Consider the following 22,395-nt stretch of genomic DNA (forward strand, 5'->3'; position numbering starts at 1 on the left):
GGGTACCCTAGAACCATGACCGACAGCAGCGCAGCGGCACCGGGAGCACCCGGAGGCGGCGCCGCCCAGCCCGGTACGTCCGCGGTACTCGAGCGCAAGACCGATGAGGCGATCGACAAGCCCTGGGTCACCGTCGTCTGGGACGACCCCGTCAACCTCATGTCGTACGTGACCTTCGTGCTCCGCAAGCTGTTCGGCTTCAGCACGGCCAAAGCCAAGGAACTGATGATGCAGGTGCACACCGAAGGGAAGGCCGTGGTGTCCACGGGCGACCGCGACAAGGTGGAGGCCGACGTCCGCAAGCTGCATGCGGCCGGCCTGTGGGCGACGATGCAGCGCGACGACTGAGTGCGTAACTGGCAGGTCAAGCGGGGCGTACGCGGCGATGTCCGCTTCGTCTCGAAGATGGATCCGGAGGAGGTCGGCCTCGTCCGGTCCCTCGTCGGCTCCCTGGTCGAGCTCTTCGACGAGCGGGAGGACTCGGCGCCGCACGACGACCTCGCCGAGCTCACCGGCCTGCGCACCGGGCACGGCGATCCGCCGCAGGAGGCGGTGCTGCAGCGCCTGCTCCCCGACTTCTACCGGCCCGACGCGAACGCGCCGGGAGCGGACGACGCCCCGTCGGGCGAGTTGGCGAGCGATCTCAACGGCGCCCTGCGCTCGCTCAACGAACCCGAGGTGATCGACGCCAAGCGGGACGCGGCGCAGACCGTGCTCGCGACCCTGCCCGAGCGCGCCGGCACCGTGACTCTCACCGAGTCCGAGGCCCAGGACTGGCTGACCTGCATCAACGATCTGCGGCTCGCGCTCGGCACGCTGCTCGGCATCACCGCCGACCTGCCCGACGGGCCGTCCTCGGACGATCCGGGGCGCGCCGGTCACGTGGACGTCTACCACTGGCTCTCGGCGATGCTCGACGTGCTCGTCTCGGTGATGCTCGACCGCGAGCCGGAATAGCCCGCGCCCGGGCGCGGTTGCACGGCACATGACGGAGCCGGGCCCGCCGGGCGGACTGAGGATCAGGCGCGACCTGATCGAGCGGATGATCGCGCACGCGCGCCGCGACCATCCCGATGAGGCGTGCGGCGTCATCGCCGGGCCCGAGGGATCGGACCGCCCCGAGCGCTTCATCGAGATGCTCAACGCGGAGCGCTCGCCCACCTTCTACCGGTTCGACTCGGCGGAGCAGCTGCGCGTGTGGCGCGGCATGGACGAGCGCGACGAGGAGCCGGTGGTGATCTACCACTCGCACACCGCCACCGAGGCGTACCCCTCGCGCACCGATGTGAAATTCGCGTCCGAGCCGAACGCCCACTACGTCCTGATCTCCACCCGCGACGAGCTGGGGCCGGACGCCGAGGTCCGCAGCTACCGCATCGTCGATGCCGTGATCACCGAAGAGCCCGTCCACATCCTGGAGGTTTGATGTCCGTCACCGTGTCCATCCCGACCATCCTGCGCCCGCTCACGGGCGATCAGAAGCGCGTGAGCGCCGACGGCGCGACGCTCGCCGCCGTCATCGACGACCTCGAGACCCGGCACACCGGGATCAAGGACCGGCTCATCGCCGACGGTGCGCTGCACCGCTTCGTCAACGTCTACGTCGACGACGAGGACGTGCGGTTCACCGGCGGGCTCGACACCCCGGTCGCCGACGGCGGCACCGTCACGGTGCTTCCCGCAGTAGCCGGCGGATAGCGCGCCGGTGGCCAGGTACGACTCCCTCCTCGACTCGCTCGGCGGCACACCGCTGGTGGGGCTGCCGCGCCTGTCACCGCGCTGGGACGAGGGCGCCGACGGTGCGCCGCACGTGCGGCTGTGGGCCAAGCTCGAGGACCGCAACCCGACGGGGTCGATCAAGGACCGGCCGGCGCTGCGGATGATCACCGAGGCCGAGGCCGACGGACGACTGCGCCCCGGCGACACGATCCTCGAGCCCACCTCCGGCAACACCGGCATCAGCCTCGCCATGGCCGCGAAGCTCAAGGGCTACCGCCTGGTGTGCGTCATGCCCGAGAACACCTCCGCCGAGCGGCGCCAATTGCTCACCATGTACGGCGCGGAGATCATCCCGTCGCCCGCCGCGGGTGGCGCCAACCGGGCCGTCGCCGAGGCGAAGAAGCTCGCCGCCGAGCATCCCGACTGGGTGATGCTCTACCAGTACGGCAACCCCGCCAACGCCCGCGCGCACTACGCGGGCACCGGCCCGGAGCTGCTGGTCGACCTGCCGGAGATCACCCACTTCGTGGCCGGCCTCGGCACCACCGGCACCCTCATGGGCACCGGGCGCTACCTGCGTGAACACGTGCCGGACGTGCAGATCGTCGCCGCCGAGCCGCGGTACGGCGAGCTCGTCTACGGGCTGCGCAACCTCGACGAGGGCTTCGTCCCCGAGCTCTACGACGAGAGCGTGCTCACCCGCCGGTTTTCGGTCGGCTCCTACGACGCGGTGCGCCGGACGCGGCAGCTCATCGACGACGAGGGGATCTTCGCCGGGGTCTCCACGGGCGGCGTGCTGCACGCCGCGCTCGGGGTCGCGAACAAGGCCCTGACCGCGGGGGAGCGGGCCGACGTGGCCTTCGTCGTCGCCGATGCGGGATGGAAGTATCTGTCGACAGGCGCGTACGACGGTACGTTGGAGGATGCGGAGGAGGCCCTCGACGGCCAGCTCTGGGCCTGAGCCGGCCCGCCCTTCTCCGGACGAAGAGGTCGTCATGTCGGTTCCCAGCAACGACGGTGCGCGGCGCTCGGTCACGAGCCGGGTCGCGGGCAGCACGGGCGGCAGAGCCGTCATCGCGGTGGTCGTCTTCGTCGCCGCGCTGTGGGTGATCGAGGTGATCGACACCGTCGCCGGCAACTCCCTGGACCAGTGGGGCATCCATCCGCGCGAGGGTGGCGAGGCGGTGCGGGGCATCGCGCTCGCGCCACTACTGCACGGCGGGTGGGAGCACCTGGCCGCCAACAGCGTCCCCGCGCTCGTCCTGGGCTTCGTCGGCCTGGCCGCCGGCGCCGGGCGCTTCCTGCTGGCCACCGCGATCATCTGGCTCGCCTCGGGCCTGGGCGTCTGGGTCACCGGCGGTACCGGCACCGTGGTCATCGGCCTCTCGGGCGTGCTGTTCGGTTGGATGACGTATCTCGCCGCACGGGGGTTGTTCACGCGCAGGCCGCTCGACCTGGTGGTGGGCGTGACGCTGATGGTGCTCTACGGCGGCATGCTGTGGGGCGTCCTGCCCGGCCAGCCCGGGGTGTCCTGGCAGGCGCACCTGTGGGGAGCGGTCGGCGGCGTCGTTGCGGCGGTGCTGCTCGGGCGGCGCGCCCGCAGCGAGTCCGGACCTGGCAATTCCCGTCAGGTCGGCGCGATCGCCACGTGACGATCACGCATCTGGCAGCATGTGCTCCATGCGTCTCACCATCCTCGGGTGTTCCGGCAGCGTCGGCGGTCCACTGGCGGCCTGCTCGGGATACCTCCTGGAGGTGGACGGGCATCCGCCGGTGGTGATGGACTTCGGGCCCGGGGTGCTCGGCGAACTGCAGCAGCGCGTCGACCCGAACACGGCCACCGTGATGCTCTCGCACCTGCACGCCGATCACTGTCTCGATCTGCCCTCGCTGCTGGTGTGGCGCCGCTACCACCCGGAGCCCGCGGCGGGCCGCGCCCCGCTGATCGGCCCCGCCGACACCCCCGAGCGGATCGGCCGCGCCTCCGCCGAGACCGCGGCGATGTTCGACGACATCTCGGACACCTTCGACTTCGCCGCGTGGGCGGAGGGGGAGGACCATGCCGTCGGCGGCCTCACCGTGCGCCCCTTCCGCATGTTCCACCCGCCGGAATCGCACGGCCTGCGGATCACCGCGCCCAGCGGGACCGTGCTCGCCTACACCGGCGACACGGGCGTGTGCGACAACCTCGTCGAACTGGCCCGCGGCGCCGACGTCATGCTCGCCGAGGCGAGTTGGACCCACGATCCCGGCAACCGCCCGCTCGGCGTGCACCTCTCGGGCGTGGAGGCCGGGCAGGCGGCCGCCGAGGCCGGCGTCGGCCGGCTGCTGCTGACCCACATCCCGCCCTGGACCTCGCGCGAAGCGGTACTCGCGGAGGCCCGTTCGGTCTACGACGGCCCGGTGCACGCGGTCACGGGCGGCGACGTCTTCGAGCTCTGACGCCCGCCTCGGCCCGAGGCGATAGGCTGGGCGCGTGAGCAGACGCGCAGACGGCAGGGCCGACGACGAACTCCGCCCCGTGACCATCACCCGGGGATTCACCCAGAACCCCGCGGGCTCGGTGCTGGTGGAGTTCGGCAACACCAAGGTGCTCTGCACCGCGAGCGTCGAGCTGGGGGTGCCCGGGTGGCGCCGCGGCTCCGGCCAGGGCTGGCTGACGGCCGAGTACTCGATGCTCCCCGGCGCCACCCACGAGCGCAGCCGCCGCGAGTCCACCAAGGGCAAGGTCGGCGGCCGCACCCACGAGATCTCGCGGCTCATCGGCCGCTCGCTGCGCGCGTGCATCGACCTCGCGGCCCTGGGTGAGAACACGATCGCCCTCGACTGCGACGTGCTGCAGGCCGACGGCGGCACCCGCACGGCGTCCATCACCGGCGCCTACGTCGCCCTGTGCGACGCCGTGACCTACCTCGGTGCCGCGGGCAAACTGACCGACCCGCAGCCGATCTCGTGCGCCATCGCCGCCGTCTCCGTGGGCGTCGTCGACGGTCGCGTGCGTCTCGACCTGCCGTACGAGGAGGATTCGCGCGCCGAGGTCGACATGAACGTCGTCGCCACCGACACCGGCACCCTGGTCGAGGTGCAGGGCACCGGCGAGGGCGCGACCTTTGCCCGCACCACCCTGGACTGGATGCTCGATTCGGCGATCGCCGGCACGGAGAAGCTGTTCGCCGTGCAGAAGGAGGCGCTCGCCGCGCCGTACCCCGGCGTGCTGCCCGAGTTCGAGGGCGAGCAGAAGAAGAAGTTCGGTCAGTGACCGCGCGGCTCCTGCTCGCCTCGCGGAACGCGAAGAAGCTGCGCGAGCTGCGGCAGGTCGTCGCGGACGCCGGCATCGTCGGACTCGAGATCGTCGGGCTCGACGAGGTCCCGCCCTTCGAGGAACTGCCGGAGGACGCACCGTCGTTCGAGGGCAACGCCCTGATCAAGGCCCGGCAGGGGTACGAGCGCACCGGCCTGCCCTGCCTCGCCGATGATTCGGGTATCTGCGTCCACGCCCTCAACGGCATGCCCGGTGTGCTCTCGGCGCGGTGGTCCGGCCGGCACGGCGACGATTCCGCCAACACCGCGCTGCTGCTCGCCCAGATCGCCGATACGCCCGACGAGCGGCGCGGAGCCGAGTTCGTCTCCTCCTGCGCCCTGGTCAGCGGCCCCGGGCAGGCGGGTGAGCTCACGGTGCGCGGCACCTGGCCCGGCGCGGTCCTGCGGGAACCGCGGGGCGAGGGCGGGTTCGGCTACGACCCGGTGTTCCTGCCGGAGGGCTCGGACCGCACCGCCGCGGAACTCACCGCGGAGGAGAAGAACGCGATCAGCCACCGCGCGCGTGCGCTGGCCCAGCTGGTGGAGCCGTTGCGGGCACTCGCGGCGCGCGTCCCGGATCAGGGGCGCTCCGCGCGGTAATGTCGCCGCGTGAAGAGCAGATCGTCGGGGGCGCGCGGTGGCCGCGTGGCGCTCGCGCTGCTGTCCGCGGTGGTGCTCGCCGTCACCGGAACCGTCTGGTGGAGCACCAATCTGGTGATCGGCGGTTTCAACGTCTCCCGCGCCCTCGCCGAGGCGAAGGTCGCGAAGTCGACCGGCGGCGCCAAGAACATCCTGCTGATGGGTCTCGACAGCCGGCGTGATCAGAACGGCGATCCGCTTCCGGCCGACGTCCTCCAGCAGCTGCACGCCGGTACCAGTGACAACGGCGGCTACAACACCAACACCCTGATCCTCCTGCACGTGCCCGCGGACGGGAAGAAGGTGACCGCCTTCTCCATTCCGCGCGACGACTACGTGAGCTTCGTCGGCGTCGAGTCGCGGAAGAAGGGGAAGATCAAGGAGGCCTACGGCACCCGCAAGGCCGAGGTCGAGGACGAACTGGCCGCCAAGGGCGTCTCCGACCGCAAGGAGCTGGAGAGCCGGGCGCGGGAGTCGGCGCGCGCCGCCACCATCGCCACCGTCGGGCGGCTCGTAGGGGTGCCGATCGACCACTTCGCGGAGGTGAGCCTCGTCGGCTTCTACGACCTCGCGCAGACCCTGGGCGGCGTCGAGGTGTGCCTCAACAGCCCCGTGCGCGACAGCTACTCCGGCGCAGCCTTCCCCGCCGGGCGGCAGAAGCTGAATGCCGCACAGTCACTGGCCTTCGTGCGGCAACGGCACGGCCTCGCCGACGGCGACCTCGACCGCACGCACCGGCAGCAGGCCTTCATCGCCGGCGTCATGGTGCAGCTGCAGAAGCAGGGCGTCTTCGGTGACGTCCGCAAGCTGCAGTCGCTGATCGCGGTGGCGCAGAAGGACGTCGTCGTCTCCGACGGCTGGAACCTGCAGGAGTTCGCCCAGCAGGCCGGCCAGATCGCGGGCACGAACCTGACTTTCACCACGTTGCCCGTGCTCGGCTACTCGACGATCGACGAGCAGGCGGTGAACCTCGTGGACCCGGCCGCGATCCGTGCGCAGGTGCAGAAGGCCTTCGGCCAGTCCGTACCCGACCCGGGCGATGCGGAGGACGCCGGCGAGGACGGGACCGCGACGACCCCGGCGGCGACCGACGCCCCGAATCAGGTGGGTTTCACCGAATCGAGCGCCCCGGCCACCACGACGACGACCGCGCCGACGGCGGCCGGCCCCGCACCCGATGCGGGAACCACGCTGCGCGGCGGCGAGATCCCCTGCGTCGACTGACTCCCGCGGCGCACCGGGGACGTGCGCGACAACAGGCGTTGTCCTAACCTCGGTGGATGACGACCGGAGCGCGCGGAATCCGCGATGAGGAAACCCACTGGATCGACGCAGGCGACGGTGCCCGCCTCCACGTGCGCGCCGTCGGACCGCCCGACGCGCCGACGGTCGTGCTCGCGCACGGTTGGGCGTGCCGGATCGAGTACTGGCGGCCACAGATCGACGAGCTCGCGCGCGACCACCGCGTGATCGCCTTCGACCAGCGCGGACACGGCCTCAGCACCACCGGCTCGCGCGACATCGACGCCGAGGTGTTGGCAGACGACCTCGCGCGTGTCGTCGACGTCGCGGCCGATGCGCACTCCGTCGTCGTCGGGCACAGCATGGGCGGGATCGCGGTCCAGGCCTGGTGGGACCGTCACCCCGAGCAGGCGGCGCGGACCAGCGGGGGAGCGGTCCTCGCGAACACGACCTGGGGCGGGCTCGCACGCGGTACGCGCGTCTTCCCCCTCCTCAACGGTCGCGTTCCGGGCCCGCAGTGGTTGGGCAGGTTGGTGCTCGGCGCCGCGGTGCCGATGCCCGACGGCCCGCTGCTGCGCGCCGCCGTCCGGAACCGCACAATGAACCCTCGGCACGCGACGCGAGCGCAGGCGAGGTTCGTGAGTGACGTCGTGCGGGCCTGTGACCCGGGAGTCCGCGCCCGGACGGCCCTGGCTCTCGCCGACCTCGACCTGGGTCCGGCCGCGGCGCGGGCTATCACCGTCCCGACGACGGTCATCGTCGGACGGGCCGACCGACTGACGCCCGCCTGGATGGGGCGCCGCATCGCTACAGAGCTGGAACGGACCGGCGGACTGCACCGGCTCGTCGAGCTGGATACGGGACACAGCGCGAACGTCGAGATGCCGGACGTTTTCACTGCTGAGATCCGGCGCGTGGTGAGGGTCGCGCAGGGCTCCGGGCCCGGCGCGGTAGCGTCACAGGGCGTTCCGATCCGACGAGTGTGAAGCAGGTGCAGATCATGGGTAGATCCACGACCGGTGTCCGATTCGGTGCGGCGGTGCTCGCCATCGCCGCGCTGACGTTGACGGGGTGCACGAAACAGGGCGGCGACACGACGTGTGAGAACTACCAGAAGATGTCCGACGCGGACCAGCGCGAGCAGGTGACGAAGCTGTACAAGGACAAGCACGGCGACGAGCCGTCGGCGATCGTGGTGAGCGGGCTGCAGCAGCAGGCGATCGTCTACTGCAAGACCGCGGGCACCCCGGACTCGAAGATCAAGGAGATCCCGATCTCCTGACCCGCGGCGAGGACGAGGCGCCGACCCCCGTGGGGATCGGCGCCTCGTCGTCGTTCGGGGTGATCAGTACTGCGAGCAGCTCGCAGCGACCGTGCCGATCGCCTGATTGATCCGCGCCTGATTCTGCGTGTAGTACGCGGCGAGCTGCGGGTTCTGGCGGCCCAACTCGTGCACGCGCGCCATGCGCTCGGCGGGCGGCAGGGTCAGGATGCGCTCCGCCTCGGCGCGGCCGCCCGGGACCTGGTCGACCATCGTCGCGGCCTCGGGGGCGACGGCGACGACCGCGCGCTCCACCTGGGCCACCGTGCAGTTCGTCCCGGGAACCGGGTCGGACGGTGCCGCCTGCGCCATAGCGGCGGGGGCGAGGACGAGGGCTCCGGCCGCGCCGGCGGTCGCGGCGATCTTCCAACGTGTGAGCATGGTGTTCTCCCTTCAGTCGTGCCCGGATGCATCGGTGGATGCTCCCGAGCCACTGCATCGAACGTACCCAGGTCAATCTGAGTTACCGCCAAGAGAATTCACAGGTATTCACAGCCTTCGCCCTGATCGATCGTGCGAAACACGCTGGGGCCTGGTGCTTTCGCGATGAGACGATGACGATGAGCGCGTGCGAACAGTACCCGGGGTGGTGCTTAACCGTCCGGTGCTTGGATCGGGATGTGTTATGCGGCGCGATGCTCGGGAAGCGCCCGCAGTGTGGTGTAGTACAGACGATTCGATGGCCGGGATCGCGCTCGGTGCGATGTCGGGACGGCGGCCCGGGTGAGCTTGTACCTTTGTTCCTGGTCAGTAAGGTTAGAAGACGCAACCGCAACCCGATTGGTGTGAGATCCGCTGTGACGAAGAACGCCCCTGACGACGGCAATCCCGACTCGAGTGCGGGTTCGGCCGACGGTGCGACCGACGGCTCCACGTCGGGTGCGCCGGGTGTGGACACCGGCGCGGGTGATCGCCCCGACCGACCCGCAACGGGGCGGGGGGCATCCCCGTCGTCCCAGCGTCCGAAGCGCCCGAAGACGCCCATCGACGACGACCTGGAGGCCGAGGGCGACGACGAAGCGGACGACCAACCGGGAGCGGGGAAGCAGCGGGCGGCGCGCCCGGCGCTGCGGCGTGCTGCTGCTCCGACCGGCACGCCCTCGACGGTGATGACCGTCCTCGCGACGATCCTCGTGGTGGCAGTGGTCGCCGGCATCGCCTTCCTCGGCTACAGCTACGTCGATACCCGGAACGAGCTGGACCGGCTCAAGTCCGATGCTGCGGACCGGGCGGCGGCGGAGCGAGTGGCGGGAGAATTCGCGAGCCGTGTGTCGACGGTCGACTACCGCGACGTACCGGCGTGGACGGCAGGGGTGACCAAGGGGGTCTCGCCCGAGCTGAAGAGCAAGCTGGAGAAGGCCTCCGATGTGGCCGGCCAACTCTTCCAGCCGCTGCAGTGGGTGGCGAAGGGGACTGTGCTCGACACCGTCGTGACCTCCCAGTCGGGCCCGGTCTTCAAGGTCAACGCGTACGTCAGGAGTGAGATCTCCACCGTCCAGTTCCCCGAGGGCGGGAGGGTCCAGCTCAATGTCTGGGCCATCACCCTCGACCGGGACAAGGACTGGCAGGTGACCGAGTCGGGATCCGACAGCGGCATGCTGGACATCCCGCCGGCCGGGGGAACGCCGGCCGGCGCATCCGCAGCCCCGACCCCCGGCGCGCCGGCGGCCGGAAACTGACCGGCTGCTGCATCGAGATTGAAAGTTGTTGTGGTGCAGTACCGGATACTGCGCCGCCCCGCGCGAACCGCCCTCCCCGAACTGTGATCTGAATCACGAAAAAGGTCTAGCACTCGCGCCTCCGGAGTGCTAAAACGGGTAGTGCACAGTTGAAGAGTTGCCCGTCAGGGTGACGGGCAGCCTGGAGTTCACGGGAGGTGGTTGGCTGTGCTTCGGGTTGATCCATTCTCTGAGTTCGACGACCTGGCGCAGGGATTGCTGGCCGCCGGTCGACAGACCGGCTCGGCGCGGTCTCCGCGGTTCATGCCGATGGATCTGTACCAGGTGGACGATCACTACGTCCTCACCGCGGACCTGCCGGGCGCGGACCCCGGCTCGATCGACGTGAACGTCGAGAACGGCGTTCTCACGCTCACCGGCCGACGGTCCACCATGTCCGATTCCGGAGTGCGTTGGCTGACCAGCGAACGTTTCTCCGGCATCTACCGGCGCCGACTCACTCTCGGCGAGAGCATCGACACCGCGGGCATCACCGCGCGTTACGACAACGGCGTGCTCACGGTGACGATCCCGATCGCCGAACGGGCCAAGCCGAGGCAGATCGTCGTCGAGCAGGCGGCGGACGAGCCGTCGTGCGAGCAGCTCGCCGTCGGGTCCGGGGGCGACGACGACCGTTCCGGGGTTCGACCGACCGAGTAGGAACGACGCGACGGCGCGGACCGGCGGTGATTCGGCCGGTCCCGCCCGTCGCTCCCCACGGATAGGGAGGCGGAGATGTCATACGGCCATGAGCTCGTCTCGGAATCGGAGCAGATCGTGCCGCAGGCCGACCCGGTGGACGCTGTCGAGCAGTCGCACGTCGTCGACCTGGACGCGGCGATCGAGGACTATCCCTGGGTGCGTCGCGATGCGGTGGTGACCATCGGCGGTCATCGCTTCTTACTCTGATTCGCGCTGCGCCCATGAACCCTGTTGCGAGGCACGGGGGCTCCTGACGGGCTGGTCGGAGCCCCCGGGCCGACCCTTGCACACGCTGCAGCACCGACCGGCCCCTGGAGTGCATGAGGAACACGATCATGAGAACTCTGCATCAGCTCACCGCCACCATCGAGACCGTCGCGCCCCTGCCGACGGAGGACGGCGCCCGCGTGGCCGGAACCGTCGAAGTGGTCAGCGAATGCGACCGCGAGGGACGGGCGCGCATGCGCTGCCGGGAGGTCGCTGACGACGCCTGGCATCCCGTCGCGGGTGCGGCCGTCGATCTCGCCGACCCCGCGGATCTGCCCTTCCATCACTCCGCGACGCTGTCGCGGCTCCTCGCGCACCAGCAGCCACCCGCGGGGGTGGCACCGGAGTCGGTGGCCTTCTACTTCTGCGACGATCTCGATACCCCGCGGACGCCGGCGGCGTGATCGGCCGAGGCCGGCGAAGGGCGTCGACGGACGTAGGGAGCACGGGTGCGCCCGGGGAGACTTGAACTCCCACACCCTGAGGTACTGGAACCTAAATCCAGCGCGTCTGCCAATTCCGCCACGGGCGCGTGCGGCAGCGAGATCCTGCTGCGGCGCAGGTCACGATACCGGCATTCGGACACCGGCGGGTTGACGGGTACCGTCGAGGACGTGAAACGTCGTCGCCATCGTCCCGCGCTGATCGCGTTCGTCGTGATCGCCGCCGCGGCGTTCCTGGCGCTCGGCTGGTGGCAGTGGGGGCGCTTCGAGTCGAGTGCCGGATCGGCGCGCAACCTCGGCTACGCCCTGCAGTGGCCGCTCTTCGCCGTCGCGGCCGTCTGGGGATATCGCCGGTTCGTGCAGCTCGAGGACGAGGCGCAGCTGCAGGACGAGCTCGCCGCGCAGGAGATGGCCGCGGACCCGCAGGCCCGGGCCGCGGAGACTCCGGCCCCCGAGGTCTCGGCCGCGCGGGCGGTCGCCGCACCGCCGCGCCCCGCGACGAAGACGGCCACCAAGCTCACCGCGATCCCGGAGGGATTCCTGCCGAGCCGGGCCGGGGCGGCACCGTCGGCCCCGGAGCCGGCGCCGGACGACCCTGCGCACGACGAGTACAACCGCCTCCTCGCCGAACTGGCGGGGAGTGAGCACCCCGAGGAGACGAAGTGACCGACGCACCAGCGAAGAGCGCCGAGCAGCTCGCGGCCAAGCGACGCGAGCAGGTGCGGGGCGCACTCAAGCGCTACCGCTTCATGGCGACGCTCACAGGCGTCATCCTGCTCGTCTTCTGCGCGGAGATGGTCTACAAGTACCTCCTCGCGCCGGCCTTCGACTGGGAGAGCCCGGAATGGCTCTTCTACTTCGGCGCCGTCCACGGCTGGTGCTACTTCATCTACCTGCTCGTCACCGTCGACCTCGGATCCAAGGTCCGGTGGCCGGCGAAGCGATTCGCTCTCACGCTGCTCGCCGGAACCATCCCCTTCGCCTCGTTCTACTTCGAGAAGAAGAACTCGGACGAGATCCGCGCGCAGTTCGACCTCTGACGCCGCAACGAGAACGCCGCCCGCTCCCCGAAGGGAGCGGGCGGCGTTCGTCGTAGGGGAGCGGGTCAGGCGTAGATCTCGGCCACGTCGTCGGCGTACTTGTCCATCACCACGTTGCGCTTGACCTTGAGGGTCGGGGTGAGCTCGCCGCCCTCGATGGTGAAGTCGGTGGTGAGCACGCTCCACTTCTTCACCTGCTCGGCCTTGGAGACCAGCGCGTTCGCCGTCGCCACGGCAGAGGCGATCTCGGCGAGCAGCGTCTCGTTCGCGGCGGCTTCCTCCAGCGTCATCTCCGCGGGCAGGCCGTGGGCCGAGAGCCACCCGGGCAGGGCCTCCTGGTCGAGGGTGATCAGCGCGCCGACGAACGGCTGCTTGTCGCCGACGAGCATGGCCTGCGAGACCAGCGGATGCTGGCGCAGCGCGTCCTCGGTCTGCGCGGGCGCGACGTTCTTGCCCGCCGCGGTCACCAGGATCTCCTTCTTGCGCCCGGTGATGGAGAGGTAACCGTCGGCGTCGAGGGTGCCGAGGTCGCCGGTGTGGAACCAGCCGTCGCGCAGGGCCTCGGCGTTCGCCTCGGGCAGACCCCAGTAGCCGCCGAAGACGACCGGTCCGCGCAACAGGATCTCGCCGTCCTCGGCGATCGCGACCTCGTTGCCCGGGACGGGCCGCCCGACGGTGCCGACCCGCTGCTCGGTCGGGGTGTTGCAGGTGATCGCGGCGCTGGTCTCGGAGAGGCCGTAGCCCTCGTAGACCGTGACGCCGGCACCGCGGAAGAAGTGGCCCAGGCGCGCGCCGAGCGGGGCGCCGCCCGAGACGGCGCAGTTGCAGTTCCCGCCGAGCGCCTCGCGCAGCTTGGAGTAGACCAGCTTGTCGAAGAGGGCGTGCTTGAGCTTGAGCACGAGGCCGGCGCCGCCGCTGTCGCGGGCCTTGCTGAACTCGATCGCGGTCTCGACGGCGGCGTTGAAGATCTTGCCCTTGCCGCCCTCCTCGGCCTTGGCGCTCATGGTGTTGTAGACCTTCTCGAACACGCGCGGCACGCTGAGGATGTAGGTCGGCTTGAGCTCGCCGAACAGCCCGGTGAGGTTCGACAGGTCGGCCGTGTGCGCGACGCGGATCGAGTGCTGCACCGCGGCGACCGAGATCGCGCGCGCGAAGATGTGGGCCAGCGGCAGGAACATCACCGTGCTGGCGTTCGTGCCCGCCATCTTGTCCAGGCCCTCGTGGATGGCGTCGTACTCGCTGAGCAGGTTGTCGTGCGTGAGCACGACGCCCTTCGGCTTACCAGTGGTGCCGGAGGTGTAGACCAGGGTCGCCTCGGCCGCGGCCTGCACGCCCGTCGCACGGGCCAGGTAGTCCTCGTCCGAGACGCCGGCACCGTCGGCCACCAGGGCGTCGACGAGGCCCTCGTCGATGACCCACACCTGCGCCGCCGACGGCACGCCGTCGGCGATCCGGTCGGCGGTGGCGCGCGTATCGGTGATGAGCGCGATCGAGGCGGAATCGGTGAGGATGTGCTCGACCTGCGCGGCCGAGTTCGACTCGTAGACCGCCACCGTGGAGCCGCCGACGGACCAGTTCGCGTAGTCGAGCAGCGCCCAGTCGTACCGGGTGGGGCTCATGATCGCGATGCGGGTGCCCGGCTGGACCCCGCGTGCCATCAGGCCCTTGCCGACGGCGGTGATCTGTTCGTTGAACTGCGCGGCGGTCACGGGTGACCAGCCGGAACCCGAGGGGCGCAGGAACAGTTCCGTCGACGGTGACGAGGCCGCCAGGTCGCGGACCCGGGTGGTCAGATTGTCGGACGGTGCGTGGGTCCGGGTCGGTTCCGTGGACTCGATGCGCAAGTTCATCTCCTCGTGCAGATAGGTGAATGCCCACAACCTATCGGAGGATGTCCGAATCCGATAGTGTTTCGCGTGCGCGGCGGATACCGCATATGCTGGGGAAACAATGTCTGATGAATTCGGTGCTGAGCGCACCGCCCCCGCCGCCGTCGTCGATGACGCGCAGGCTGATGAACCCGTGACCTTCCTCGACCTCGGAATCGATGAGCGCGTGCTGCGTGCTCTCGCCGAGGTCGGGTACGAGAGCCCGTCGCCGATCCAGGCCGCGACCATCCCGCCACTGCTCTCCGGCAGCGACGTCGTCGGCCTCGCGCAGACCGGTACCGGCAAGACCGCCGCGTTCGCCGTGCCGGTGCTCTCCAAGATCGACGGCGACAGCCGTAAGCCGCAGGCGCTGGTGCTCGCGCCCACGCGCGAGCTGGCCCTGCAGGTCTCCGAGGCCTTCGGCAAGTACGCCGTCCACATGCCCAACATCACGGTGCTGCCGATCTACGGCGGCCAGAGCTACGGCGTGCAGCTGAGCGGCCTGCGCCGCGGCGCGCAGATCATCGTGGGCACGCCCGGCCGCGTGATCGATCACCTCGCCAAGGGCACCCTCGACCTGTCGAACCTCGAGTTCCTGGTGCTGGACGAGGCCGACGAGATGCTGACCATGGGCTTCCAGGAGGACGTCGAGCGGATCCTCGCCGACACTCCGGAGTTCAAGCAGGTCGCGCTGTTCTCGGCCACGATGCCGCCGGCGATCCGCAAGATCTCCAAGAAGTACCTGCACGACCCGGTCGAGGTCACCGTCAAGGCCAAGACCGCGACGGCCTCGAACATCACGCAGCGCTACCTGCAGGTCGCGCACCAGCGCAAGCTCGACGCGCTCACCCGCCTCCTCGAGGTGGAGGAGTTCGACGGGATGATCATCTTCGTCCGGACGAAGTCGGCCACCGAGGAGCTCGCCGAGAAGTTGCGGGCGCGCGGGCACGCCGCCGCCGCGATCAACGGCGACATCGTGCAGGCGCAGCGCGAGCGCACGATCGGCCAGCTCAAGGACGGCAAGATCGACATCCTCGTCGCGACCGACGTCGCGGCCCGCGGCCTCGACGTCGAGCGGATCAGCCACGTCGTGAACTACGACATCCCGCACGACACCGAGTCCTACGTGCACCGCATCGGCCGTACGGGCCGCGCCGGACGCAAGGGCGACGCGCTGCTCTTCGTGACCCCGCGCGAACGGCACCTGCTGCGCGCCATCGAGAAGGCCACTCGCCAGCCGCTGACCGAGATCGGCCTGCCGTCGGTCGAGGACGTCAACGCGCACCGCGTGGAGAAGTTCGGCGAGTCGATCACCGAGAACCTCTCCAACGACCACCTGCAGATGTTCCGCCGCCTCATCGAGGACTACGTGGGCGCCAACGACGTCCCGCTGGTCGACGTGGCCGCGGCGCTGGCGCTGCAGTCGCGCGACGGCGCGTCGTTCCTGCTCAAGCCGGATCCGCCGGAGCGTGAGCGCAATGCCCGCGACCGCAAGGACCGGGATTTCGGCGACCGCGATGCGCGCCCCGGTCGCGGCCGGGACCGGGATCGGGACCGCGAACCGTCGACGCACCGCAAGACGGGCCGGCCGATGGTGCCGTACCGGATCGCGGTCGGCAAGCGCCAGCACGCGACCCCGTCGCAGATCGTGGGAGCGATCGCCAACGAGGGCGGGCTGCGGCGCAGCGACTTCGGGCACATCAGCATCCGTCCGGACCACAGCATCGTCGAGCTGCCGGACGATCTGGACCGCGACGTCTTCGACGCGTTGGAGCGGACCCGCATCTCGGGCCAGCTGATCAACCTCGAGCGGGATCCCGGCGCACCCTCGGGCCGGCCCGCCTCGGGCAAGCAGCGGTTCCGGGCGGGGCGCAAGCGCTGACGACGCGGTCGGCGTTTGCTCACAGATGTATTAACCTTTAGTCAAGGTGTAGCTCGAACCGGGCGCGCCGACCGTCGGCTGCGGCCGACCCGAGAGACTCGAGGAGCGCATGACCGCCGCTGGTGACCAGGCCGACGGCCCGGGTGGCCGTCGGGATCGCGTCGTCCGCCTGCTCCAGTACCTGGACGAGCTGATCCGATCGCGATCCGTCGTGGCGCGCGATCTCGACGATCACCTCGCGGTGCTGCCGCTGACCGGCGAGGGCGCGCTCACCGACACCTGGGACGCCGATGCCAAGCCCGGCGCGACCATCTTCACGGTGCCGCGCGACGAGGCCCCGGACTCGCCGCACTCCCGGCTGCTGCGCGTCTTCGACGAGCTGGCCGATCACCCCGAGTCGGTCGAACTGGTGCTGGCCTCGGGCCTGCTGACGGCGCGCGACGGCGACACCGCGATCCGGGCGCACCTGCTCACCCAGCCGGTGCTGCTCGAGCGCGATCGGCGCGGCAAGCGGCTCACCGTGGTCCTGCCGCGCGACTCGGTGCCCCGCGTCGAGGACTCGCTGCTGCTCGCCGGCCTCCCGTCGTTCGATCTGTCCGGCTCGGCGGAGCTGCAGAAGCAGCTGCGCGAGAACGCCCGCACCGTGCTCGACCCCGCGTGCCAGGAGTTCACCGCCGAGTGGCTCGGCGCCGCCACGAAGGACGGTGCAGCGCACATCGAGTTCGCGCCGGCGCTCCTGCTGCGCACCCGTGGCTCCGCGCCGCTGCTCGGCTTCTACGACGCCATGAAGGCCGACGTCGCCGATCCCGAGCGCGACGTGCCGATCGGGCTGGCGCAGCTCGTCGAGGCCGTGAGCTCCGACGAGCGCATCCGGCAACTGGCCGCGGACGGCGCGATGAGCCCGCTCGACCTGCTCGACGAGGCCTACTACGTGCTGCCCTCCAACGTCGAGCAGCGCGACATCCTCGCGCACATGGGCGCCGACTCGGGCGTCGTCGTCGAGGGGCCGCCCGGAACCGGCAAGACGCACACCATCGCGAACCTGCTCGCCGCGCTGCTCGCGAAGGGGCAGCGGGTGCTCGTGGTCTCCGAGAAGGCGCAGGCGCTCGCGGTGCTCGAGGACAAGCTGCCCCCGGATGTTCGCCAACTCGTGGTCTCGGTCACCGATGTCACCAAGGACGGCTCCGCATCGCTCGCGGCGTCCGTCACCGAGATCGCCACGCGCAAGTCCACCTACTCCGAGGCGCTGGCCGACGCCGAGCTGCGCGACCTGCGCGCCAAGCGGGATCGCGCGATCGAGCGGCGCGAGGAGCTCGTCCGTGAGGTGTGGCAACTCCGCACCGCCGAGAGCGAGGATTCCGACTGGCTCGCCTCCGCGTACTCCGGCAAGCCCGCGGAGATCGTCGCGCAGGTCCGACGGGACGCCGACAAGTACTCGTGGCTGCCCGGTCCCGTCGAGGGCGCGGTGCCTCCGCTCGACACCCGCGAGTTCGACCGGCTCGTGGCGCTGCTGCGCCGCAACGACGAGCTGTTCTCGCGTCGCCTCGCGCACAACCTGCCCGACCTGTCCGAGATCCCCGACGCGGACGAGCTCGAGACGCTCTGCGCGACGCTCGCCGACTCGCCGCTGGCGGGCGGCGCCGAGAGCGGTGCCCTGGCGCACGTCCTCGGCGGCGTGGACGCCGACCGGCTGACGGTGATCCGGGCGCGCGCCGACCTGATCCACGAGCTCGTCGACCGGGTGCGGCGCTACCCGCCGTCCGCGCAGTTGCTGGCCGAGGACATGCTCATCGGCGACCGCGCGCACCTCGCCACCCGTCTGACGGGGCTCGAGGAGCAGATCGCCACGGCCCGCACCGCCGACGACGGGCTCGAGGGCGCCGTGGTCGAACTCAGCGACACCCCGGACGCCAACGACCGGGCCGCGATCGACGACTACGCCCGCCACCTCGCCACCGGCAACGAGCCGCGCAAGCGGTTCCGCAAGCCCGAGCAGAAGCGGTTCGAGGAGACGGGGCTCGGCATCGTCGTGGACGGGGTCGAGGGCGCCGACAAGGCGCACCTGCGTGCCGCTGCGCAGCACCTCAAGGTCGAGGACGTCATCGGGCGCGTCGGCGACGTGCTGCGGGCCCTCGGGCTCGAAGCGCCCGCCACCGATCCGTCGGGACGCAGCGCTCCCCGCGGCCGCAGCGAGCGGTTGAGCCAGGCCGCTGATCAGCTGCTGCGCGCGCGGACCGTCGTGCGCCTGGTCTCCGAGCGGGACCGTCTTGTCGAGGCGATGCAGGCACTGTCCGAGCACGCACCGCGGCCGAAGGACCTGGCCGAGACGGATCGGACGGCGCGCCAGGTGATCGCGATCTCCGCGGCCGCCGGTGCGCGGGATGCGCACAGCAGGCTCGACACCGTGCGGGTACGGGTGCAGGAGATCGTCGAGCGCGGGCCCTCGCCCGAGGGCGACGCCCTGGTGGCCGCGTTGCGCCAGTACAAGTACGGACCCATCCGCGACGCCCGCCGGGCGTGGGACGCGGCGCGCGCCGACCGTGACGACCGCGGCGCCCTGGATCTGCTCGCCCTGCGGCTGCGGACCAAGGCGCCCGCGCTGTTCGACCTCGTCGCCCGCACGGCCGACGATCCCGTGTGGGACGTGCGGGTGCCCGAGCTGGCCGACGCCTGGTCCTGGCGCCGGGCCGTGTCCTGGGCCGCCGCACGGGTGCACCCCGGCGACGACGCGCAGCTCGAGGCGGATCTGCAGGCCGCGGAGCAGGACGTGGCGCACTACACCACCCGGATCGCCACGGCGAGCGCGTGGCGGCAGTGCTTGCGCCGCATGACCTTCGACGAGATCCAGGCGCTGCACGCCTACCGCGATCACGTCGCGTCGATCGGCCGCGGCTCCGGCCGGCACGCGGAACGCTTCCGCGTCGCGGCGCGCGAGGCCATGCGCCAGGCGCAGTCCGCGGTGCCCGCGTGGATCATGCCGATCTCGCAGGTGGTCGCGTCGATCTCGCCGGAACGCAACGCTTTCGACGTGGTGATCGTCGACGAGGCCAGCCAGGCCGACATCACGAGCTCGTTCCTGCTGTGGCTGGCGCCCCGCGTGATCGTCGTGGGTGACGAGAACCAGTGCGCGCCCTCGTCGTTCACCGGCGTCAACCTCGATGACGTCTTCTCCCGACTCGACACCCAGCTGCCGGACATCCCGCCGTACCTGCGGGATTCGCTGACCCCGCGGTCCAGCCTGTTCACGTTGCTGCGCACCCGGTTCGGGCACACCGTGCGGCTGCGCGAGCACTTCCGGTGCATGCCGGAGATCATCGACTTCTCCTCGCGCCAGTTCTACAGCGACGCTCCGTTGATCCCGGTGCGGCACTACGGCGCCGACCGCCCCGTCCCGCTGCGCGTGACGCACGTGCCCAAGGCGAAGGTCGTCGGCGAGGGCGCGCGGATCAGCAACCCGACGGAGGCGCAGGCCATCGTCGATCAGCTGGTGCGCTGCTTCGCCGATCCGCTTTACGCGGGAAGGACTTTCGGCGTCATCGCGCTGCAGGGACAGGGGCAGGTCGACGAGCTCTACCGGCGGCTGCGCGAGGCGATCGACCCCGACGAGTGGGACGCCCGCCGGCTGCGGGTGGGCACGCCGCCCGACTTCCAGGGCGACGAGCGCGACGTGATGCTGCTGTCGATGGTGGTCGCGCCGGACTACCGGTTCCGCGCGCTGACCGGCCGTGATTTCCAGCGCCGTTTCAACGTGGCCGCCTCGCGCGCCCGGGATCAGCTGTGGCTGTTCACCTCCGTCGACGAGCAGGACCTCAAGTCGAACGACCTGCGTGCCTCGCTGCTGCGCTACGTCACACGCGCGGACGTCGAGGTGGCCAAGCCGATGCCGGCCGACGTCCCGACGGATCGCCGCGTCGAGCCCTTCGACAACCTCTTCGAGCAGCAGGTGTTCGTGCGACTGCGCGACATGGGCTACCACGTCAATCCCAAGGTCGTGGTGAACAACCGCTCCATCGACCTGGTCGTGACGGGGGAGCAGGGTCGGCTCGCCGTCGAGTGCGACAGTGCGGATTTCGCGTCGACGCCCGAGCAGGCGCGCTCGGACATCGAGCGCGAGCGGGAGCTGCGACGGTGCGGCTGGGAGTTCGTCCGCGTGCGCGAGTCCGTGTTCGCCACGGACGCCGACGCCGCCATGTCGGTGGTCGTGCAGGCGTTGAACCGGCGGGGCGTGCACCCGCTCACTCTGCAGCGGGCGCTCACGGTGGGCGAGCGTGCCGATGACGGTTCCGTCGAGCTCTGGGAGCCCGTCGGTCTGGACATCGACACCGAATAGCTCGCCGGGCCCGGGGGGCGCGTGCACCGCCCGAGGGGGACTCGTCGGGGTCAGGCCCGGGAGTACTCCGAGGCGCGTCGTACGAGGTCGGCGTCCGGGCGCACGCCCGTGTAGAGCACGAACTGCTCCGCCGCCTGCAGCGCGATCACCTCGGCGCCGGTGATCACGGTGGTGCCCGCGGCCCGTCCGGCGCGCACGAGCGGGGTCTCCGGCGGCAGCGCGACCACGTCGAAGACGGTGTCGGCGGCGTCGATCAGGTGCGCCGGGAACGAGAGCTCCTCGGCGGCAGGTCCGCCCGCCATCCCGACGGGGGTCGCGTTGACGAGGACGCGCGCACCGTCGGGTGCCTCGGTCGCGTGCCGGAAGCCGTACAGGCCCGCGAGGGCGGAGCCGGTCTCGGCGTTGCGGGCGACCACGGTGACGTCGGCGCAGCCGTGATCGCGCAGCGCGGCGACCACGGCCTTCGCCATCCCGCCCGAACCGCGCACCGCGACGGGGAGCGCGGGATCCACGTCGTGCGAACGCAGCAGCGAAGCGACGGCGGCGTAGTCGGTGTTGTAGGCGTGCAGCACGCCGTCCTCGTTGACGATGGTGTTCACCGAGTCGATCGCGGCGGCGGACGGCTCCATCACGTCGATCAGCTCGATGACCGCTTCCTTGAACGGCATCGAGATCGCGCAGCCGCGAACGCCGAGCGCCCGCACGCCCCCGATGGCAGCAGGGAGGTCCGTGGTGCTGAACGCCTTGTAGAGGTAGTTCAGGCCCAGCTCGCGGTAGAGGTAGTTGTGGAACTGGGTGCCGATGCTGCTGGGGCGGCCGGACAGCGACATGCACAGCACGGTGTCGCGGTCGGGCATCGCAATCGAGTCACTCACCCCGTCGACCCTAATCCGATCGTCGCGACACGGCGACCACCATCGCCTACGGCGCCTTGGTGATCGCGAGGGATGCGAACGCGATGGCGCGGTCGCATTCAGTGACGTTGCCGGGCGAGGGAGTGGTGGACTCAGCGATAGTCGTGACTATCGATTCTTCTGACGAGAATGCTGCGATGCAGTAGTTATTTTCCGGGGCATACGCGAGTACGCGGCCATTGACGATTCGATCGGTCTGCCACCGGAGGGCACTCATGTAGCGTTTGTACTGATCGAGCGTCAGCTCTCGGCCGACAATCTGCGAGTAGTCCCCACCGCCGTGAACGTCGTTGTAGCCGTTGGCCAGCCATCGGCAGCCGCGGTAGTTCGGGTCATCAACCTGGGCGGCGTCGTGGACCGAAGCTGGGTCGATGTTGAGAGCGCGGAGCTCGTCGTTGGTGTACGCGCTGCAAGGTTCAAAGGTCGTACCGTCCGTGCGGTCGTTGGTGCGGTTCTTGATCGTGGGTGTGAACGGTAGAGGCTTTTGCGAGGTGGGCGATGGTGATTCGAGTGACGAGGTCGGCTCGCCCGAAACAGCCACAGCGCATCCGCTCGCGAGCACAGTAAGGACAATCGCCACGGACAGGACGCGCATCACTGGCCGATCACGCGGTTGATCTCTTCCTCGCTGCGTCCTTCTGTGCGTAGGATTTCCCGGCCGATACTGCGGAACGAAGCGGCTAAAGACTTGGCTTGGGTGGCTTGGTCGATAAAGGTAGTACGGATGGACTGATCGTGCTCGACAGCCCCGAGCCGGATGTTGTAGCTAGCCGCTTCCCCCTCGTCGGTGGGGCCAAGGAAGTTTTGAATCCCGACCTCCCTCACGTCCCTCGCAGCCTGCATGAGTCTGCTGGCGTGACGTTCGAACGCGCGAGCTAGCTCCTCCTGCGGATTGCCGTCCGAGACCATGTTCGGGCGATCTTTGATCGCCGCCTGCGCCTCATCGATGATCCGGGCCAGTTCAGGGTCGGCCATGTTCGTCCTCCGGTGGCGGTTACGTCTCCGACGAG

General features: G+C 70.3%; 25 protein-coding genes and 1 tRNA gene. 20 read left to right on the top strand and 6 right to left on the bottom strand.

Annotated elements, in window-relative coordinates; translation table 11 throughout:
• The first annotated feature begins 15 nt into the window (after nucleotides 1-15).
• From clpS to BLQ62_RS07965, 12 genes are read left to right on the top strand one after another with little or no spacing between them, the layout of a single operon-like run.
• Entirely contained in the window at nucleotides 16-348 is a 333-nt protein-coding gene (gene clpS, locus BLQ62_RS07910; protein ID WP_082756525.1) for an ATP-dependent Clp protease adapter ClpS, read from the top strand.
• A complete protein-coding gene (locus BLQ62_RS07915; protein WP_068536807.1) occupies nucleotides 349-957 on the top strand; it encodes a DUF2017 domain-containing protein in 609 nt (202 codons plus the stop codon).
• A 28-nt stretch (nucleotides 958-985) separates the two neighbouring features.
• Nucleotides 986-1,426 carry a M67 family metallopeptidase gene (locus tag BLQ62_RS07920; protein WP_068566091.1) on the top strand — a complete coding sequence of 147 codons (441 nt, stop codon included), beginning with the start codon at nucleotides 986-988 and terminating at the stop codon, nucleotides 1,424-1,426.
• Nucleotides 1,426-1,698, top strand: coding sequence for a MoaD/ThiS family protein (locus BLQ62_RS07925; RefSeq protein WP_068566088.1), 273 nt, complete (start codon nucleotides 1,426-1,428; stop codon nucleotides 1,696-1,698). Before BLQ62_RS07920 ends, BLQ62_RS07925 begins: the two co-directional genes overlap by 1 nt.
• Before the next feature lie 7 nt (nucleotides 1,699-1,705).
• Nucleotides 1,706-2,680: a PLP-dependent cysteine synthase family protein gene (locus tag BLQ62_RS07930; RefSeq protein WP_068566085.1), complete on the top strand. Its 975-nt coding sequence runs from the start codon at nucleotides 1,706-1,708 to the stop codon at nucleotides 2,678-2,680.
• Between the two features lie 34 nt (nucleotides 2,681-2,714).
• Nucleotides 2,715-3,371 carry a rhomboid family intramembrane serine protease gene (locus BLQ62_RS07935; protein WP_068536796.1) on the top strand — a complete coding sequence of 219 codons (657 nt, stop codon included), beginning with the start codon at nucleotides 2,715-2,717 and terminating at the stop codon, nucleotides 3,369-3,371.
• Nucleotides 3,372-3,399: 28 nt separating this feature from the next.
• On the top strand, nucleotides 3,400-4,161 hold the full coding sequence (locus tag BLQ62_RS07940) for a cyclic nucleotide-degrading phosphodiesterase (RefSeq protein ID WP_083350799.1): 762 nt from the start codon (nucleotides 3,400-3,402) through the stop codon (nucleotides 4,159-4,161).
• A gap of 34 nt (nucleotides 4,162-4,195) precedes the next feature.
• Nucleotides 4,196-4,978 (top strand): ribonuclease PH, encoded by a 783-nt coding sequence (gene rph / locus BLQ62_RS07945; RefSeq protein ID WP_068526358.1) that lies wholly within the window; start codon nucleotides 4,196-4,198, stop codon nucleotides 4,976-4,978.
• Entirely contained in the window at nucleotides 4,975-5,619 is a 645-nt protein-coding gene (gene rdgB / locus BLQ62_RS07950) for an RdgB/HAM1 family non-canonical purine NTP pyrophosphatase (protein WP_068536786.1), read from the top strand. Before rph ends, rdgB begins: the two co-directional genes overlap by 4 nt.
• Before the next feature lie 9 nt (nucleotides 5,620-5,628).
• The gene (locus tag BLQ62_RS07955; protein ID WP_082756523.1) at nucleotides 5,629-6,882 is read left to right on the top strand and encodes an LCP family protein; all 1,254 of its coding nucleotides are present in this window, start codon (nucleotides 5,629-5,631) and stop codon (nucleotides 6,880-6,882) included.
• Between the two features lie 56 nt (nucleotides 6,883-6,938).
• Entirely contained in the window at nucleotides 6,939-7,886 is a 948-nt protein-coding gene (locus BLQ62_RS07960; protein WP_068566080.1) for an alpha/beta fold hydrolase, read from the top strand.
• Nucleotides 7,887-7,900: 14 nt separating this feature from the next.
• Nucleotides 7,901-8,182 (top strand): hypothetical protein, encoded by a 282-nt coding sequence (locus BLQ62_RS07965; protein WP_068536916.1) that lies wholly within the window; start codon nucleotides 7,901-7,903, stop codon nucleotides 8,180-8,182.
• 63 nt (nucleotides 8,183-8,245) lie between these two features.
• Here the strand turns inward: BLQ62_RS07965 and BLQ62_RS07970 are convergent, their stop codons facing one another.
• Complete coding sequence (locus BLQ62_RS07970) at nucleotides 8,246-8,602, bottom strand: hemophore-related protein (RefSeq protein WP_068536779.1); 357 nt, start codon at nucleotides 8,600-8,602, stop codon at nucleotides 8,246-8,248.
• A gap of 416 nt (nucleotides 8,603-9,018) precedes the next feature.
• On the opposite strand from BLQ62_RS07970, the gene BLQ62_RS07975 reads away from it, so the two are divergent.
• From BLQ62_RS07975 to BLQ62_RS07985, 4 genes are all read left to right on the top strand, one after another.
• Entirely contained in the window at nucleotides 9,019-9,900 is an 882-nt protein-coding gene (locus BLQ62_RS07975; RefSeq protein ID WP_068536776.1) for a hypothetical protein, read from the top strand.
• Nucleotides 9,901-10,107: 207 nt separating this feature from the next.
• On the top strand, nucleotides 10,108-10,599 hold the full coding sequence (locus tag BLQ62_RS07980; RefSeq protein WP_068566075.1) for an Hsp20/alpha crystallin family protein: 492 nt from the start codon (nucleotides 10,108-10,110) through the stop codon (nucleotides 10,597-10,599).
• Nucleotides 10,600-10,674: 75 nt separating this feature from the next.
• The gene (locus tag BLQ62_RS23775; RefSeq protein ID WP_156483188.1) at nucleotides 10,675-10,848 is read left to right on the top strand and encodes a hypothetical protein; all 174 of its coding nucleotides are present in this window, start codon (nucleotides 10,675-10,677) and stop codon (nucleotides 10,846-10,848) included.
• A 128-nt stretch (nucleotides 10,849-10,976) separates the two neighbouring features.
• Entirely contained in the window at nucleotides 10,977-11,312 is a 336-nt protein-coding gene (locus tag BLQ62_RS07985; protein WP_139184176.1) for a hypothetical protein, read from the top strand.
• A gap of 46 nt (nucleotides 11,313-11,358) precedes the next feature.
• On the opposite strand, the gene BLQ62_RS07990 is transcribed toward BLQ62_RS07985, so the two are convergent.
• Nucleotides 11,359-11,440 (bottom strand) — tRNA-Leu (locus tag BLQ62_RS07990).
• 82 nt (nucleotides 11,441-11,522) lie between these two features.
• Between BLQ62_RS07990 and BLQ62_RS07995 the strand changes: the two genes are divergently transcribed.
• A complete protein-coding gene (locus BLQ62_RS07995) occupies nucleotides 11,523-12,017 on the top strand; it encodes a hypothetical protein (RefSeq protein ID WP_082756582.1) in 495 nt (164 codons plus the stop codon).
• Complete coding sequence (locus BLQ62_RS08000; protein ID WP_068536719.1) at nucleotides 12,014-12,391, top strand: DUF3817 domain-containing protein; 378 nt, start codon at nucleotides 12,014-12,016, stop codon at nucleotides 12,389-12,391. Before BLQ62_RS07995 ends, BLQ62_RS08000 begins: the two co-directional genes overlap by 4 nt.
• A 65-nt stretch (nucleotides 12,392-12,456) precedes the next feature.
• Here the strand turns inward: BLQ62_RS08000 and BLQ62_RS08005 are convergent, their stop codons facing one another.
• Nucleotides 12,457-14,235, bottom strand: coding sequence for an AMP-dependent synthetase/ligase (locus BLQ62_RS08005; protein ID WP_068536915.1), 1,779 nt, complete (start codon nucleotides 14,233-14,235; stop codon nucleotides 12,457-12,459).
• 106 nt (nucleotides 14,236-14,341) lie between these two features.
• On the opposite strand from BLQ62_RS08005, the gene BLQ62_RS08010 reads away from it, so the two are divergent.
• Both BLQ62_RS08010 and BLQ62_RS08015 read left to right on the top strand, forming a co-directional pair.
• Complete coding sequence (locus BLQ62_RS08010) at nucleotides 14,342-16,141, top strand: DEAD/DEAH box helicase (RefSeq protein ID WP_068536716.1); 1,800 nt, start codon at nucleotides 14,342-14,344, stop codon at nucleotides 16,139-16,141.
• 109 nt (nucleotides 16,142-16,250) lie between these two features.
• Complete coding sequence (locus BLQ62_RS08015; protein ID WP_068566071.1) at nucleotides 16,251-20,471, top strand: AAA domain-containing protein; 4,221 nt, start codon at nucleotides 16,251-16,253, stop codon at nucleotides 20,469-20,471.
• 50 nt (nucleotides 20,472-20,521) lie between these two features.
• On the opposite strand, the gene BLQ62_RS08020 is transcribed toward BLQ62_RS08015, so the two are convergent.
• From BLQ62_RS08020 to BLQ62_RS08030, 3 genes are all read right to left on the bottom strand, one after another.
• Entirely contained in the window at nucleotides 20,522-21,328 is an 807-nt protein-coding gene (locus tag BLQ62_RS08020; RefSeq protein WP_115391380.1) for a shikimate 5-dehydrogenase, read from the bottom strand.
• 64 nt (nucleotides 21,329-21,392) lie between these two features.
• Complete coding sequence (locus BLQ62_RS08025; RefSeq protein ID WP_082756580.1) at nucleotides 21,393-21,980, bottom strand: DUF3558 domain-containing protein; 588 nt, start codon at nucleotides 21,978-21,980, stop codon at nucleotides 21,393-21,395.
• Complete coding sequence (locus BLQ62_RS08030) at nucleotides 21,980-22,360, bottom strand: hypothetical protein (protein WP_068566067.1); 381 nt, start codon at nucleotides 22,358-22,360, stop codon at nucleotides 21,980-21,982. The genes BLQ62_RS08025 and BLQ62_RS08030 overlap by 1 nt, the downstream gene beginning before the upstream one ends.
• Between the last annotated feature and the right edge of the window lie 35 nt (nucleotides 22,361-22,395).

The organism is Tsukamurella pulmonis (genome assembly GCF_900103175.1).
Lineage (GTDB): Bacteria > Actinomycetota > Actinomycetes > Mycobacteriales > Mycobacteriaceae > Tsukamurella > Tsukamurella pulmonis.

Coding starts and splice junctions, on each gene's coding strand:
- BLQ62_RS07960 (WP_068566080.1), top strand. CDS start 6,939: ATGACGACCGGAGCGCGCGGAATCCGCGATGAGGAAACCCACTGGATC.
- BLQ62_RS08030 (WP_068566067.1), bottom strand. CDS start 22,360: ATGGCCGACCCTGAACTGGCCCGGATCATCGATGAGGCGCAGGCGGCG.
- clpS (WP_082756525.1), top strand. CDS start 16: ATGACCGACAGCAGCGCAGCGGCACCGGGAGCACCCGGAGGCGGCGCC.
- BLQ62_RS07965 (WP_068536916.1), top strand. CDS start 7,901: ATGGGTAGATCCACGACCGGTGTCCGATTCGGTGCGGCGGTGCTCGCC.
- BLQ62_RS08020 (WP_115391380.1), bottom strand. CDS start 21,328: ATGCCCGACCGCGACACCGTGCTGTGCATGTCGCTGTCCGGCCGCCCC.
- BLQ62_RS07920 (WP_068566091.1), top strand. CDS start 986: ATGACGGAGCCGGGCCCGCCGGGCGGACTGAGGATCAGGCGCGACCTG.
- BLQ62_RS08010 (WP_068536716.1), top strand. CDS start 14,342: ATGTCTGATGAATTCGGTGCTGAGCGCACCGCCCCCGCCGCCGTCGTC.
- BLQ62_RS07940 (WP_083350799.1), top strand. CDS start 3,400: ATGCGTCTCACCATCCTCGGGTGTTCCGGCAGCGTCGGCGGTCCACTG.
- BLQ62_RS07970 (WP_068536779.1), bottom strand. CDS start 8,602: ATGCTCACACGTTGGAAGATCGCCGCGACCGCCGGCGCGGCCGGAGCC.
- BLQ62_RS23775 (WP_156483188.1), top strand. CDS start 10,675: ATGTCATACGGCCATGAGCTCGTCTCGGAATCGGAGCAGATCGTGCCG.
- BLQ62_RS07935 (WP_068536796.1), top strand. CDS start 2,715: ATGTCGGTTCCCAGCAACGACGGTGCGCGGCGCTCGGTCACGAGCCGG.
- BLQ62_RS08015 (WP_068566071.1), top strand. CDS start 16,251: ATGACCGCCGCTGGTGACCAGGCCGACGGCCCGGGTGGCCGTCGGGAT.
- BLQ62_RS07925 (WP_068566088.1), top strand. CDS start 1,426: ATGTCCGTCACCGTGTCCATCCCGACCATCCTGCGCCCGCTCACGGGC.
- BLQ62_RS07985 (WP_139184176.1), top strand. CDS start 10,977: ATGAGAACTCTGCATCAGCTCACCGCCACCATCGAGACCGTCGCGCCC.
- BLQ62_RS08025 (WP_082756580.1), bottom strand. CDS start 21,980: ATGCGCGTCCTGTCCGTGGCGATTGTCCTTACTGTGCTCGCGAGCGGA.